Below are 13,150 nucleotides of genomic sequence, written 5' to 3'. Positions count from 1 at the left end.
TGTCAGTTCATGCGGAAAAGTCTTTTTGCGTTTTCGGTTGTAATTGAGGCAATTTCTTCATATGTCAGCCCTTTTAATTCAGCGAGCTGTTCAGCAACATATTTTACGTAGCTTGGCTCATTTCGTTTACCGCGGAAAGGATGCGGTGTCAGGAAAGGACAGTCCGTTTCAATCAGCAAACGGTCATTCGGAATTTCCTTTGCTACTTCTTTTGGTTTCTTCGCATTTTTGAAGGTAACCGGTCCGCCGAATGAAATATAAAAATTCATATCCATACACTGCCGCGCAACCTCCGCGCTCCCTGTAAAGCAGTGCATAATACCGCCGACTTCTTCCGCCCCCTCTTCTTTCAAAATCGTGACAACATCTTCCGTTGCATCACGATTATGAATGATAATTGGAAGGTTCACTTCTTTGGCGAGAGCGATTTGTTTCCGGAATACTTCTTTCTGAACGTCTTTTGGTGATTTATCCCAGTGATAATCAAGGCCCATCTCTCCGATTGCCACGACTTTTTCGTGAGAGGACAGTTCCTTAATCCATGATAAATCTTCCTCTGTCATGTCAATTGCGTCTACCGGATGCCAGCCGATCGCAGCGTATATAAAGTCATATTCCTCAATCAGCTCCATCGCACGCGTGATAGTGGGTTTGTCGAATCCGACAACGACGATCCGTTCCACTTTTTCAGCCTTTGCACGCGCAATGACTTCTTCTAAGTCTGTGTCAAATTGCTCGGCATTTAAGTGCGCATGTGTATCAAAAAGCATCATAAAAACTCCTTTCTTGTTGAAAAACAAAAGGTGTTCGACGGAATGTTACACGTGAAACACCTTTTGCATCTATTATTTAATTCGAGTGCCTTTCGGTAATGACTGGTCGACAGCTACAACTTTAAGTACGCCGTCCGATTCTCCTGCCAGTATCATTCCTTGAGAAAGCTCGCCTCTCAGTTTTACCGGTTTTAGATTCGTTACACAAATGATCTTCATTCCCACAAGCTGATCCGGTGTGTAATGCTTTGCGATACCTGATACAACTTGGCGCTGTTCAAAGCCCAGATCAATTTGCAATTTCAGCAGCCGATCTGCTTTTTTCACCGGCTCTGCGGACAAGACCTCTGCGACGCGAAGTTCTGTATCCATAAATTGATCAAACGTAATTTCAGGAAGACGCTCTGCTTCTTGCGGCTCTTCCGCCTTTTCTTCTTTAGCAGGAGCAGTTCCTTGCATTTTTTGCTTGATGTAAGCTACTTCTTCTTCAGCTTCAAGACGAGGGAAAAGCGGTTCCCCTTTTTTCACTTTCGCGTTCTTCAATTGGCCGAATGTCTGAATGCTGTCCCATGCTTTAAGAGACTGATCCTCAACTCCGAGCTGGGCAAACATTTTTTCAGGCGTTTGTGTCAAGAAAGGCTGGAGCAATACGGCTGAGATACGTAAAGATTCAGCTAAATGATACATGACGGAACGTAATTCTTTTTCTTTTTCCTGATCTTTAGCAAGCACCCACGGAGCAGTTTCATCAATATATTTGTTCGTACGGCTGATTAATTGCCATAGCGTTGATAAAGCGACTGAAAACTCCATGTTTTCCATTGCCTTTTCATAAGCTTTAACCGTTTCACCGGCTACAGAAGAAAGCTCTGAATCAAAATCGGTCACATTTCCTTCATATGAACCAATCTCACCGTCAAAATATTTTTGGATCATCGCGACTGTACGATTCAGAAGGTTTCCTAAGTCGTTCGCCAAGTCATAATTAATCCGTTCTACGAAACCTTCCGGCGTAAAGACACCGTCTGAACCGAACGGTACTTCGCGAAGCAGGTAATAGCGAAGCTCATCCAAGCCGTAGCGTTCAATTAACGTTACCGGATCAACGACATTTCCTTTTGATTTCGACATTTTTCCGTCTTTCATCAATAACCAGCCATGCGCGAATACTTGCTTAGGCAGCGGGAGATCAAGCGCCATCAGCATAATCGGCCAGTAAATGGTATGAAAACGGACAATTTCTTTACCGACAAGGTGGACGTCAGCCGGCCAGTACTTTTTGTAAAGCTCATCATTTTCCGTATCGTAACCGAGCGCTGTAATATAGTTGAACAGTGCGTCAATCCATACATACACGACATGCTTCGGATTTCCCGGCACTTTTACGCCCCAGTCGAACGTCGTTCTGGAAACGGCCAAGTCTTCAAGCCCCGGTTTAATGAAGTTGTTAATCATTTCATTTTTGCGTGATTCAGGCTGGATGAAAGAAGGATTTTCCTCATAAAACTTCAGCAGGCGGTCTGCGTATTTGCTCATGCGGAAGAAGTATGACTCCTCTTTGATTAATTCGACCGGATGGCCGCTGTCCGGGCTTTTTCCGCCGACAACCTCACCCTTCTCATTTCTTTCTATATCCACCAGCTGTGTTTCCGTATAGAATGTTTCATCAGGGATGCTGTACCAGCCCTCATACTCATCCAGGTAAATGTCACCATTATCAAGAAGTTTTTGAAACACTTTCTCGATAATTTCTTTGTGCCGGCTTTCCGTCGTCCGGATGAAATCATCGTGAGAAATGTCGAGCTGCTTCCATAGTTTTTGGATTTCAGCAACTGCACGATCCACATAAGCTTGAGGCGTGATATTCTCTTCCTCCGCTTTCTGCTGGATTTTCTGTCCGTGCTCATCCGTTCCGGTTAAGTAGCGTACGTCAAATCCTTTTAATCTTTTGTAACGCGCCATCGCATCGCCGGCCACGGTAGTATAAGCATGGCCGATATGTAATTTTCCGCTCGGATAATATATCGGGGTTGTAATATAAAAAGTATTATTGTCTTGCGGCATGTTGCAACCTCCCATTCAGAATGTCGAAAAGCTCACGCCCAAAGGACGAGAGCGGTTTTTATTTGATATACAATATTGATATTTGTCCTCTATCTATGATACCATCTTAGCCTTTAAGATCAAGGATATATACGTACTGCGCGTAAAAGAGTAAATAAAATTAAAAATTTTTATTGAAATTAAAAAAAGTCTTAACATGTCGAAATTTGTCGTATATAATCTACTAATATAAAACATCTTGGTTCGAAAGTCTTGATTTAAAAGGATTTTCAGTAGGATAATAGGTTCGAAAAAGCAGTCAAAAAGCCTGTTATTTCAGGATTTCCAAGGCTTTACTTACTATAAGAACTAATTCTTACAATCAATAGTAAACAAAAAGATTGACGATTATTGGAAACCTTGTTATGCTAGGAATGTAAGGAATTTTGTCGAATAATGACGAAGAAAAATATAAACTACAAAATAATTATCTCTCGGGAGGAGACTGTTAATGAAATCTACTGGTATCGTACGTAAAGTTGATGAACTTGGACGCGTCGTTATCCCTATCGAACTTCGCCGTACACTGGGCATCGCAGAAAAAGACGCTCTTGAAATTTATGTTGATGATGAAAAAATCATCCTTAAAAAATATAAACCAAACATGACTTGCCAAGTAACTGGTGAAGTTTCTGATGATAACCTTAAACTTGCCGGCGGCAAATTGGTACTCAGCAAAGAAGGCGCTGAGCAAATCATCTCTGAAATTCAAAACCAGCTTCAAAACCAAAAATAAGCTATTTCATACAAAAACCGTTCTTGTTACGATACAAGAACGGTTTTTTTTATGATTGAATGTGATAAGCGTCATAAATCTCGCGTTTCGGTACGCCCCGATCTACCGCTGTTTGTTTTATGGCCTGTTTGGAAGATGCTCCTTCGTTTATGTAATGCTCCACATGCTCTTTCTCAGAAAGCTCCGTCCACCAAGGCTTTTCCTCTTCATCCGGTTCAGCGCCTTGATTTCCTTCGACAACGAGACAGAACTCACCGCGGATTTGATCTTCATTTGCCCATTCCATCACCTCGGCGATGGTTCCTCTGATGAATTCCTCGTACTTTTTCGTTAATTCTCTCGTGACGGCGATGGTTCGATTACCCAAAACGTCATGCATTGCTGTTAATGTTTCTTTTAATCTGTGCGGCGCTTCGTAAAATATCATCGTTTCCTGTCGTTTTTTCAGGATTTCGAGTTCTTTCTTCTTTTCTTTTTTCTGTCTGTTTAAAAATCCGTAGAAGAAAAACGGCTGCGGGGTGATGCCTGATGCGGTCAGCGCGGTTAATGCCGCATTTGCACCCGGAAGCGGGACGACATATCCGCCGATTTGGGTGAAATCTCTCACAATCTCAGCCCCCGGGTCGGAAATTGTCGGCATGCCGGCATCACTGACCAATGCCACATTCTTTCCGCTTTTCAGCCATTCAATGATTTTATGGCCGCTGCTTTCTTTATTATGTTCATGATAGCTGATGAGAGATGTTTCTATGTCATAAACATGGCACAGCTTTTTCGTCTGTCTCGTATCTTCGGCAGCTATGACATCGGCCGATTTCAGCGTCTCTACTGCACGAAAGGTCATGTCCTCCAAATTGCCGATCGGTGTAGGAACAAGGTACAGAGTTCCCATTTCAGATTTTCCGTTAAAACTCATCTGGCGTCTTAACATATACAGCCTCCTTGCTGCGTCGTTTTTCTTCTATATATTGCTCTTTTTTCTTTCGGGTCAGCTGCTTAAAACGGTATTCCGCCTGCATCGCTTCCCGTTTTGTTTCAAATGATTCCGCATGGCATAACGAAACCGGCATACGCGCCCTTGTGTACTTCGCGCCCTTTCCCTCATTGTGGGTTTTCAGCCGTTTTTGCAGATCATTTGTATAACCGGCATACAGACTGTTGTCATTGCACAGCAGCACATAAAAGAAATGACTATTTGTCTCCATATAAAATCGTGCGGATCTCTTTCGTATATTCATTTTGTTCATTGTATACGAACAGCGGGGGAAGAATTTTGAGATCAGGGCGGCCGCCTTTAATTCCTTCAACCAAAATGGTATTCGCTTCTTTACCTTGTTTCGGATAAATAAACTGAACCCGTTTCGGTTCTATTCGGTACGCTTTCATTAATTCAAAGATTTCCAAAAGCCTCCCCGGCCGATGAACGATAGCCGCTTTTCCGCCTTGCTTCAGCAGTTTGCTGCTGACGGAAATCACATCTTCAAGCGTGCAAAGGATTTCGTGCCTTGCGATTCTGAGATGCTCGTTCAGGTTCTGCTCCGCCTCTTTCGGTGTCTTAAAATAAGGCGGATTGCAGGTGACAACATCATATTTATTATGTCCGAGTCTTTCCGGCATATTTTTCAGATCATCATGAATGAGACTGATCTGACCGCCCAGCCCGTTGTATTCCACGCTTCGGAGCGCCATGTCATACAAGCGTTCCTGAATTTCAACCCCGGTGATATCGGCTTTTGACCTTGTGCTGAGCAAAAGCGGCACAATGCCGTTCCCCGTGCATAAATCAACGATGTTCCCCTTTTGAATCGGAACGTATGCAAACTTAGACAGCAGCACGGCATCTAATGAAAAAGCGAAAACCGTCGGACTCTGTACTATTTTCATATCCTCTGCTAATAAGTAATCCAATCTTTCATCATCACGTAATGAAACCATAATCTTATTCCTTTCGGCACTCTTTGAAAAAGGCTTCCGACATCAGCGGAAGCCTTTTCCTTATTTTTTATTTAAGAAGGACAGACAAAAAAGGCAATCTCCCTTGCGGACGCTCCCATAATGGACGTTGCAAATATGAAAGCCTTCTTGATACAGCCGGGCCAGATTGTCGTACCCTTCTCCTATATCACTCTGCTCTGCCTTCTGTGTTTTTGTTTCTTTCTGATCGGCTTTGAATTTCTCAATTTGCTCTGTCGTATCATCAAGCCGCTTACGCAAATGCTTATTTTCAAGCTGAAGATGGTGATTCTCTTCAATCATTTCGCCGATATGCTGCTTTAAGTCACCCAGCTGACGGTACAGCGAACCGATTTGTTCCTCCAGGTTTATGACAGTATCAAATAACTCTTTTTTATCCAAGGTTCCACACCTCGTTAATCTGTGGTTTGTGCGGATACGACGCCCTCTTCCAAGAGCTCTTCCCAAGTATATTCTATCACTTTTTCACGATTCTTCAGTTCCACCTGAAGCACCCGTTCCAGAATATTAAGACCGACAACCTTTGCGGGGCCGTTTGCCGTCGTAATCATTTCGCCTAAATCCGGCAGCTGTTCTTTTGCCGTCTCATACTCATCATTTTCGTACTTCAAACAGCACATCAAACGGCCGCACAGACCGGAAATCTTCGTTGGATTCAACGATAAATTTTGATCCTTCGCCATTTTAATGGACACCGGTTCAAAATCACCGAGGAACGTGGAGCAGCAAAGCATTCTCCCGCATGGTCCGATACCGCCGAGCATTTTCGCCTCGTCCCTCACCCCGATTTGGCGCAATTCGATTCTCGTTTTAAAGATAGAAGCCAAGTCTTTGACCAATTCCCTGAAATCAACCCGTCCGTCTGCTGTAAAGTAAAAAATGACTTTATTGCGGTCAAATGTAAACTCAACATCAACCAGCTTCATATCTAAGCCGTGGTCAGCCACTTTTTTCTGACAGACTTCAAAAGCGGACAGGGCCTCCTGTTTGTTTTCTTCTACAATGAGAAGATCGCGTTCATCAGCAACGCGTATGACCTTTCGAAGCGGAAGCACAACATCATGCTCGTCCACTTGTTTATTTGCGATGACAACCTGCCCGTATTCGACACCTCTTACGGTTTCAACAATGACGCAGCTGTCTTGTTCTATATCAAATCCGTTCGGATCAAAATAATAAATTTTCCCCGCTTTTTTAAAGCGGACGCCTATTACGTTGTACAAGCTTATCCCTCCTGCAACGTTAACACCAAGTGCTCCATTAATCCCTGCACATTCACATTGGAATGAAGCCGTTTTTTTGCTTCTAAAACAGCGAGAATTTGGTTCGTAACGCTTTGTTGTGTAAATTGCAGCGCATGCTGTTTTATTGATTGGAATAAGTCTTGATAAATCAGTTTATCTTCATTTCCAATTTGGATGGATAATACATCACGGTATATCAATAAGAGCATATCAAGACCCATTTCTTGATGGGTTTTTTCTTTGAAAAAGGGCACCCACTGATCCTGAATGAAGAAAAAGGCATGTCCTTTCCGCTGATGTAAGACTTCATACAATTTTATCACTTTCGCTCTGGACTCTGCAAACTCATCATTTCGACTTAATTCGACTGCTTCCGCAATATTATTTGTCATATTTGCTAAGAGCCGGGCCATGTGAGGGCTCACTTCCTGTTCAATCAGTCTTTCTTCTATGGCTTTCGGCTGAAGCGGCTGGAACGGGAGAACCTGACATCTCGAAACGATGGTATCCAGTATTCGGTGGAGCTGCTCAGTAATAAGAATTGCGATGGTGTCTTGACTCGGCTCCTCTAAAAATTTCAGCAGACTGTTTGCTGCATTTGTCGTCATTTGATCCGCATGGGATATAATGTACAGCTTTTTATGCGATTCCAGTCCTGTTTTAGAAAACTCTTCCTGAAGCGATTGGATCTGAGCCTTTTTAATGGATAATCCGTCGGGCTGAACCACATGGAGGTCGGGATGGTTTCCGGATTCAATACGCTTACAGTTCCGGCACTCCCCGCAAGGCTCAGTCCCGTCTTCAAGGCAAAAAAAGCTTTTTGCGAGAAGCAGTGCGGCATCCAATTTGCCCGTTCCTTTTTTGCCTTCAAACAGATATGCGTGAGAAAGCCTTTTCTTTTCAATGCTGTTATGCAAAAGCCGCATCACTCTGGGCTGCTGCCCGGTCATTTCCTTCCATGATATTGCCATTGTATCACTCTCTATGTGTAAAGGTTAATCAATAAACCTTTTATTTCTCCGATTCGATCCAGCAAATCAATTGCCGGTTTTTCCTGATCTAACATTTCTTCCGTCAGCTGAAGCAGTTTTTCATCTATTTCTTTCACAAGCCCCAGAGTCCGGCTGCTTCCGTACAGGTCAAAGCTTTTCTCCGTCTCATGCGATAACCCGCTGTCTACGGCCTCTTTTACAAAACGTTTTACCAATCCTTTGAATTTCGCTAAGTCTTTGAAGTTTCTCGACTTCGTCAGCCTTTTCCCGAACGTTTCTATATCCGTTAAGAACCTGCTCAGCTGATCAAATTTCAGCTTGCTGCTTTGGCTGTCCATTGAACTTTTAAATGTTCCGGAAAGCTCTGCCGCTTTATAAGCAGGCTGCTGCTTTTTCTCAATAAATGTACGTAAGTCAGAATTTATTTTCACGTCGTCAAATCCTTAAAATTGATGAAATTCATCGACCGGGAGGACAAAGACCGTCGCTCCGCCGACTTCCACTTCGACGGGATATGGAACGTAGGAATCCGCATTCCCGCCCATCGGGGATACCGGGGCAATCATCTGATCACGTTTACAGCCATTCTCTTTAATGAGGCTGAGCGCTTTATCGACACGGATATCTTCCACCCCGATCATAAACGTCGTATTGCCTGATTTAAGGAATCCGCCTGTTGTCGCAAGCTTCGTCACCCTGAAGTTGTGGTCGGTTAATACTTTCAAAAGCCTGTTGCTGTCCTGATCCTGCACCACTGCCACTATTAGTTTCATTCTCTAGGCCCCCTTTAGGTTGGAAAGAACATTATCGTTACATTCATTATAGCAACTTATGAGAAACAGGTCACAACTGAATTTTTTTCAATGCTTCATTTATCACTTGAAGTGCGTCCTGAATGACGAGTTCCTTCTTTTTCGATGCGTCGATTGTATGGAATCTTTCCGGAAAACGCTGCATTACCTTTTGGTATCCTTCCCGTACTTTCGTATGAAAGTGCAGGGCCTCAAGATCGAGACGATTCTTCTCTCTTGAATCATTCGACGTAATCCGTTTCAACCCTTCTTCCGGCTCAATAGAAAAATAGATGGTGACATCAGGCATCGTATCGCCGATTGCAAACTGGTTGATAGAAAGGACTTCATCAATGCCGAGCCCTCTCGCATAGCCTTGGTAAGCCAGCGAACTGTCGATGAAACGATCGCACAGCACAATGCGGCCTTCTTTCAATGCAGGCTGCACCTTTTCGACTAAATGCTGTCTTCTCGCCGCAGCGTAAAGCAGCGCCTCCGTTTTGGCATCCATCAGTGTATTGTTTTTATTTAAGATCACTTCTCTGATCTGTTCCGCAATGTCGATGCCGCCCGGTTCTCTTGTCGCTGTCACCGGGAGCCCCTCTGCCGACAGAATCTCTTTCATTTCCTGAAGCACAGTCGTTTTCCCTGCACCTTCAGGACCTTCAAATGTTATAAATAAACCGCTCATGATTTCTCCTCTTCTATATAGACAAGTAATTGTTCCCCGTTTAACAAGCCTTGAATATGCGCGTCCATGCCGATTAAACGGGAAAGCTTTTGTAGAATCTCTTCTGTTATCCGTTCTCCGTCCATGATCAGCGGAATTCCCGGCGGATAAGGAATAATGTTCCCCGCATGCAAGCGCCCGGCAGCCTTATTTATATCTGTAAGCTCTTTTTTAAACTTCCGCATCTCATTTTGCGGATATTCAATTGTCGAAATGGACGGAAATGTCCAATTCACGGCATCCGGCAATTTATCGGGCGGTGTATTCTCCAGTTTCTGCTGTATGTTTCTTACGGTTGCCTGTTCTATCATCCGCCGGCCGCCTATCGGCAGTACGAGCAATACTTGGTACTCGTCAGCCAGCTCGGCAATAATGTCTTCACTCTCCAAAATCCGTTGTAATGAATAGCCGGAATGTCCGAGCTTTGACCGAAGAATTAATTTTAACGGGTCCGCCCGCAGCCCATATCCGGAAGGCTCGATTATTTCAATAGAAGAAATTGATGCGAACCTTCGTTTGATTTTCTCAATGCGCTCCATATGAACGGGAAGTGTCCCTTTTTCAGCAATATCCTGCACATAAGCGCGCGCCGTATCTAAAGATGCCATAATCGGGTATGACGGGCTGCTGCTTTGCAAACTGCTTACATAATAAGTTAATCGATCTCTGTCAATTCTGGTGCTGTTCAAATGAAAGTAAGACCCCATCGTCATAGCCGGAAGCGTTTTGTGAGCCGATTGAACAACGGCGTCTGCCCCCATAGCCAATGATGAAGGCGGGAAAGGCTGGCCTAACACAAAGTGAGCCCCATGAGCCTCATCCACCAGTACAGGAACGCCGTATGAATGGGCTTTGTTAACTGCCGCAGTCAAATCGGCAGCATGCCCGTAGTAAGTCGGATTGGTCAGAACAAGTCCTTTCGCGTTCGGATATGACGCCAGCGCTTTTTCGATGACTGAAAGGGATACATGTGCCGGCACATGCATGTTTTCATCGATTTCCGGCGCCAAATAAACCGGCTTGGCTCCGGCCAATGCCGCCGCATGGAAAACAGACTTGTGACAATTACGCTGGATCAGAATGGGTTCACCCGGTTCACAAACAGCTAAAATCATCGCCAGATTGCCGGCGGTCGTTCCATTGACGAGAAAGAAACTTTCCTGAGAGCCGTAAAATCTGCTCACCAAATCCTGCGCTTCCTTAATGACCCCCGTCGGGTGATGCAAGTCATCAAGACCCGTGATCTCAGTCATATCAATAGATAAAAGAGATTGATATACAGATTTGGCTTCATCAAAAAAGACATCTCCATTGTGATGTCCCGGAACATGAAAAGAATACGTATTTCGGTGCGCATGCTTCATCAGCGCTGTATATAAAGGTGTGTCCATTTTTAAACAAATCCTTTTCCTGTCTTTCTTATTATATCGTGCCTGCGAGCCAACTTAAAGCTAAGACTTTTTGCCATCTAGCCGTTATCCCGGCCGGACCTCATATCAAGCAGCTTCTTTTTTAAATCGCCTTCCATGATAACAAGCTCCTCCTCGGCACGCCTGCGTTTCACCCTGCCTTCTTCTTGGATAGACATGATTTCTTCAAGTGTGCTGACTAAGCTTTCCTGCACTTTTTTGAGGGTGTCCGCCTCAACAAGTCCGCGCTCATTGGCTTTCGCGGTCTCGACTGTACTTGTTTTCAGAAGTTCAGCGTTTTTCAGTAGCAATTGATTTGTCGTATCCGCCGCCTTCTGCTGCACATCTGCCGCACTCCGCTGCCTCATAAGCGTCAGCGCGATGGCGACTTGATTCTTCCATAAAGGAATAGCCGTAACAACGGAGGACTGAATTTTCTCTGCCAGTGCCTGATTCGTGTTTTGAATCAGGCGGATTTGCGGCGCACTCTGAAGCGTAATCTGCCTGCTCAGCAGCAGATCATGCACCCTCTTATCCAGACGGTCGGCAAACTGGCGAAGATCGTTCACTTCCTGCGCGGCCATTTGATTGTGTTCTTGTAATTCGGCTTTTCTTGCCGCTTCAGGTATCAGCTTTGTTTTCAGCTCATCTGATTTTAATTCCCCCGCTGCTATATACATAGTTAAATCAGAAAAGTATTGTTTATTTTGGGTGTACAGCTGATCTAACAATTTATTGTCACTCAACAGCACATTTTTAGAATGTTCCAGCCTTCTGCTGATACGGTCAATCTGCACACTTGTCTTTTGATATTTCGAAAGCACTTCCTGCACAGAACCGGACACCCTTTTAAACAGCCGGGCGAAAAACCCTTTGTTCTTCATCTGCAGATCATCAGGGTTTACCTGGTCAAGCTTCATCATCAGATCAGCCAATATTTGTCCCATCTCTCCTGCATCTTTTCTTTGCACGTGCTCTATCATCGTATGGGAAAATTCCAGAAGATTCGCCTGCGCCTGTGAACCAAACAGAACAATGCTTTGCATGTTCTCAGGGTCCAGTTTTTCAGCGAGCTGAAGTGCCGCTTCTCTTTTTTCTTCCGGCAGCGTATCTGCAAGCTTTAGAGGGGTCTGGTCATTTTGGGCGCCCATGCTGTCGTCGGAACGGTCTTTGGCCATTTCCTTCTTCCTTTCTTATTTTCTCAGTGAATGCTTTGCCATATCTAATTCAAAGTGCAGGTCGTCGATGTCCTCCTTCATCAGTTCATGAAGATCCTCTTCCAGCCTTCTGGAAAGCTCTGCCAGAGTCATCCTCGTCTCACTCAAGGACGTTGATAAATCTTTATTTTTTCGCGGCTGTGAGGAGAGCAGAGCATACTTTTCCGTCAGTTCTACAACAGAATCAAGCGTTTGATAATAGAAACGCTCTGCCTGATAAAAACGCTTCGGCTCCTGCTTTGTGAGTAGATATATTCGTCGGGTTATCCGCAGTATCTCTGCATTCTGCTTCAGCATTTGTATACTTTTAGAGCGAAAAAGCGCCCTGCGTAATCGGATGATTTTACCCTTTGCTTCCTCAAGATTTTCCTTGATATAAGCATATTCTTTTCTTGTCAGCCGGTGTTTTTTTAAAAAGAGACGCTTCGCATTCCACAGACCGGCCGCACTGGCTGCGGCTCCGCTGGCTGCCCCGTATAAAAGCGAATACAGAAAAGGCTGATGCCCTATCGTAAAGAAGGTTATCCCCGCTAATACAAAAACTGTGCTGCCGCAAAACGTCCATTTCATATATTGAATAAACGGTTTCATACTTGATCGACTCCTATTTATTCACTTTTATCAGTATTATCTATTACATTCCATGTCTAAACAAGTTCCTCTTCTTATCGTATCAGTTCTTTTATAAAAAGTGTAAAAACTCCTCTGATTTCAGGCAAAAAAAAGACCCTTTTCAGGGTTAAGAATATAACGTCGGTGTATGAAGGCTTTTCAGTTTACGAACGAAAAATTCATAATTTGGATCAGAGGTCGGAGTGGAAACTACTTTCTTCTCACACTCTAAACATATAAATTTCGTATAAATATGGATTCCCCTGCTTTTTTTGGTTTCACACACAATACATGTCTCTTCATGGCTGGACGTTTCATTCATTTTGCCCACCTCCGTATGAATAGCCTTCCCTTAAGCTGTTGATTGTATACACAATTTGGACCTTTTTGAAGTTTGCAATTAGTATATGGGCGTTTCCGTATTTCGGTGTTTGTTTTGTTTTTATTCAAAAACAAACAAGGCAGCTCATGATGAGCTGCCTTTATCATAATATAGCTTGGCGGCGTCCTACTCTCACAGGGGGAAACCCCCGACTACCATCGGCGCTGAAGAGCTTAACTTCCGTGTT

Annotated in this window: 16 protein-coding genes and 1 rRNA gene; 1 reads left to right on the top strand and 16 read right to left on the bottom strand. The window is 44.0% G+C overall.

From position 1 onward, the window contains the following. Window positions 1-2: 2 nt before the first annotated feature. A complete protein-coding gene (locus tag AC1RRX_RS18150; RefSeq protein WP_017419495.1) occupies window positions 3-770 on the bottom strand; it encodes a TatD family hydrolase in 768 nt (255 codons plus the stop codon). A gap of 75 nt (window positions 771-845) precedes the next feature. After that, window positions 846-2,837, bottom strand: coding sequence for a methionine--tRNA ligase (metG, locus tag AC1RRX_RS18145; protein WP_094032132.1), 1,992 nt, complete (start codon window positions 2,835-2,837; stop codon window positions 846-848). A gap of 484 nt (window positions 2,838-3,321) precedes the next feature. Between metG and abrB the strand changes: the two genes are divergently transcribed. After that, on the top strand, window positions 3,322-3,612 hold the full coding sequence (gene abrB, locus AC1RRX_RS18140) for a transition state genes transcriptional regulator AbrB (protein WP_169510469.1): 291 nt from the start codon (window positions 3,322-3,324) through the stop codon (window positions 3,610-3,612). 49 nt (window positions 3,613-3,661) lie between these two features. On the opposite strand, the gene rsmI is transcribed toward abrB, so the two are convergent. The 14 genes from rsmI to rrf form a co-directional block, all read right to left on the bottom strand. Continuing rightward, entirely contained in the window at window positions 3,662-4,543 is an 882-nt protein-coding gene (rsmI, locus tag AC1RRX_RS18135) for a 16S rRNA (cytidine(1402)-2'-O)-methyltransferase (protein WP_061890392.1), read from the bottom strand. Beyond that, on the bottom strand, window positions 4,518-4,817 hold the full coding sequence (locus AC1RRX_RS18130) for a GIY-YIG nuclease family protein (RefSeq protein WP_015239019.1): 300 nt from the start codon (window positions 4,815-4,817) through the stop codon (window positions 4,518-4,520). The genes rsmI and AC1RRX_RS18130 overlap by 26 nt, the downstream gene beginning before the upstream one ends. Next, window positions 4,804-5,547, bottom strand: coding sequence for a tRNA1(Val) (adenine(37)-N6)-methyltransferase (locus AC1RRX_RS18125; RefSeq protein WP_015239018.1), 744 nt, complete (start codon window positions 5,545-5,547; stop codon window positions 4,804-4,806). The genes AC1RRX_RS18130 and AC1RRX_RS18125 overlap by 14 nt, the downstream gene beginning before the upstream one ends. A gap of 60 nt (window positions 5,548-5,607) precedes the next feature. Next, window positions 5,608-5,967, bottom strand: a complete 360-nt coding sequence (gene yabA, locus AC1RRX_RS18120) for a DNA replication initiation control protein YabA (RefSeq protein WP_004264720.1) — start codon at window positions 5,965-5,967, stop codon at window positions 5,608-5,610. 14 nt (window positions 5,968-5,981) lie between these two features. After that, the gene (gene ricT / locus AC1RRX_RS18115) at window positions 5,982-6,809 is read right to left on the bottom strand and encodes a competence/sporulation regulator complex protein RicT (RefSeq protein ID WP_004264723.1); all 828 of its coding nucleotides are present in this window, start codon (window positions 6,807-6,809) and stop codon (window positions 5,982-5,984) included. A gap of 2 nt (window positions 6,810-6,811) precedes the next feature. Further along, window positions 6,812-7,801 carry a DNA polymerase III subunit delta' gene (holB, locus tag AC1RRX_RS18110; RefSeq protein WP_007409919.1) on the bottom strand — a complete coding sequence of 330 codons (990 nt, stop codon included), beginning with the start codon at window positions 7,799-7,801 and terminating at the stop codon, window positions 6,812-6,814. A gap of 11 nt (window positions 7,802-7,812) precedes the next feature. After that, a complete protein-coding gene (locus AC1RRX_RS18105) occupies window positions 7,813-8,253 on the bottom strand; it encodes a YaaR family protein (protein WP_004264730.1) in 441 nt (146 codons plus the stop codon). A 12-nt stretch (window positions 8,254-8,265) separates the two neighbouring features. Then, on the bottom strand, window positions 8,266-8,595 hold the full coding sequence (gene darA, locus AC1RRX_RS18100) for a cyclic di-AMP receptor DarA (protein WP_004264734.1): 330 nt from the start codon (window positions 8,593-8,595) through the stop codon (window positions 8,266-8,268). Window positions 8,596-8,665: 70 nt separating this feature from the next. Next, a complete protein-coding gene (tmk, locus tag AC1RRX_RS18095) occupies window positions 8,666-9,304 on the bottom strand; it encodes a dTMP kinase (protein ID WP_007409918.1) in 639 nt (212 codons plus the stop codon). Further along, complete coding sequence (locus AC1RRX_RS18090; RefSeq protein ID WP_144464950.1) at window positions 9,301-10,734, bottom strand: aminotransferase class I/II-fold pyridoxal phosphate-dependent enzyme; 1,434 nt, start codon at window positions 10,732-10,734, stop codon at window positions 9,301-9,303. The genes tmk and AC1RRX_RS18090 overlap by 4 nt, the downstream gene beginning before the upstream one ends. Before the next feature lie 77 nt (window positions 10,735-10,811). Continuing rightward, on the bottom strand, window positions 10,812-11,930 hold the full coding sequence (locus AC1RRX_RS18085; protein WP_144464948.1) for a toxic anion resistance protein: 1,119 nt from the start codon (window positions 11,928-11,930) through the stop codon (window positions 10,812-10,814). A gap of 15 nt (window positions 11,931-11,945) precedes the next feature. After that, window positions 11,946-12,560, bottom strand: a complete 615-nt coding sequence (locus AC1RRX_RS18080) for a 5-bromo-4-chloroindolyl phosphate hydrolysis family protein (RefSeq protein WP_144464946.1) — start codon at window positions 12,558-12,560, stop codon at window positions 11,946-11,948. Window positions 12,561-12,708: 148 nt separating this feature from the next. Next, window positions 12,709-12,903: a sigma factor G inhibitor Gin gene (locus AC1RRX_RS18075; protein ID WP_007409914.1), complete on the bottom strand. Its 195-nt coding sequence runs from the start codon at window positions 12,901-12,903 to the stop codon at window positions 12,709-12,711. 173 nt (window positions 12,904-13,076) lie between these two features. Further along, window positions 13,077-13,150: ribosomal RNA gene (gene rrf, locus AC1RRX_RS18070) — 5S ribosomal RNA — on the bottom strand; the annotation flags it as partial.

The sequence above is a fragment of the Bacillus sp. GW821-FHT11D08 genome, from assembly GCF_058808515.1.
The sequence above is the reverse complement of the archived record's forward strand: the minus strand, read 5'-3'. Positions and strand labels throughout refer to the sequence as shown.

Coding starts and splice junctions, on each gene's coding strand:
- AC1RRX_RS18075 (WP_007409914.1), bottom strand. CDS start 12,903: ATGAATGAAACGTCCAGCCATGAAGAGACATGTATTGTGTGTGAAACC.
- darA (WP_004264734.1), bottom strand. CDS start 8,595: ATGAAACTAATAGTGGCAGTGGTGCAGGATCAGGACAGCAACAGGCTT.
- metG (WP_094032132.1), bottom strand. CDS start 2,837: ATGCCGCAAGACAATAATACTTTTTATATTACAACCCCGATATATTAT.
- AC1RRX_RS18125 (WP_015239018.1), bottom strand. CDS start 5,547: ATGGTTTCATTACGTGATGATGAAAGATTGGATTACTTATTAGCAGAG.
- tmk (WP_007409918.1), bottom strand. CDS start 9,304: ATGAGCGGTTTATTTATAACATTTGAAGGTCCTGAAGGTGCAGGGAAA.
- AC1RRX_RS18150 (WP_017419495.1), bottom strand. CDS start 770: ATGCTTTTTGATACACATGCGCACTTAAATGCCGAGCAATTTGACACA.
- AC1RRX_RS18090 (WP_144464950.1), bottom strand. CDS start 10,734: ATGGACACACCTTTATATACAGCGCTGATGAAGCATGCGCACCGAAAT.
- AC1RRX_RS18085 (WP_144464948.1), bottom strand. CDS start 11,930: ATGGCCAAAGACCGTTCCGACGACAGCATGGGCGCCCAAAATGACCAG.
- holB (WP_007409919.1), bottom strand. CDS start 7,801: ATGGCAATATCATGGAAGGAAATGACCGGGCAGCAGCCCAGAGTGATG.
- AC1RRX_RS18130 (WP_015239019.1), bottom strand. CDS start 4,817: ATGGAGACAAATAGTCATTTCTTTTATGTGCTGCTGTGCAATGACAAC.
- AC1RRX_RS18080 (WP_144464946.1), bottom strand. CDS start 12,560: ATGAAACCGTTTATTCAATATATGAAATGGACGTTTTGCGGCAGCACA.
- rsmI (WP_061890392.1), bottom strand. CDS start 4,543: ATGTTAAGACGCCAGATGAGTTTTAACGGAAAATCTGAAATGGGAACT.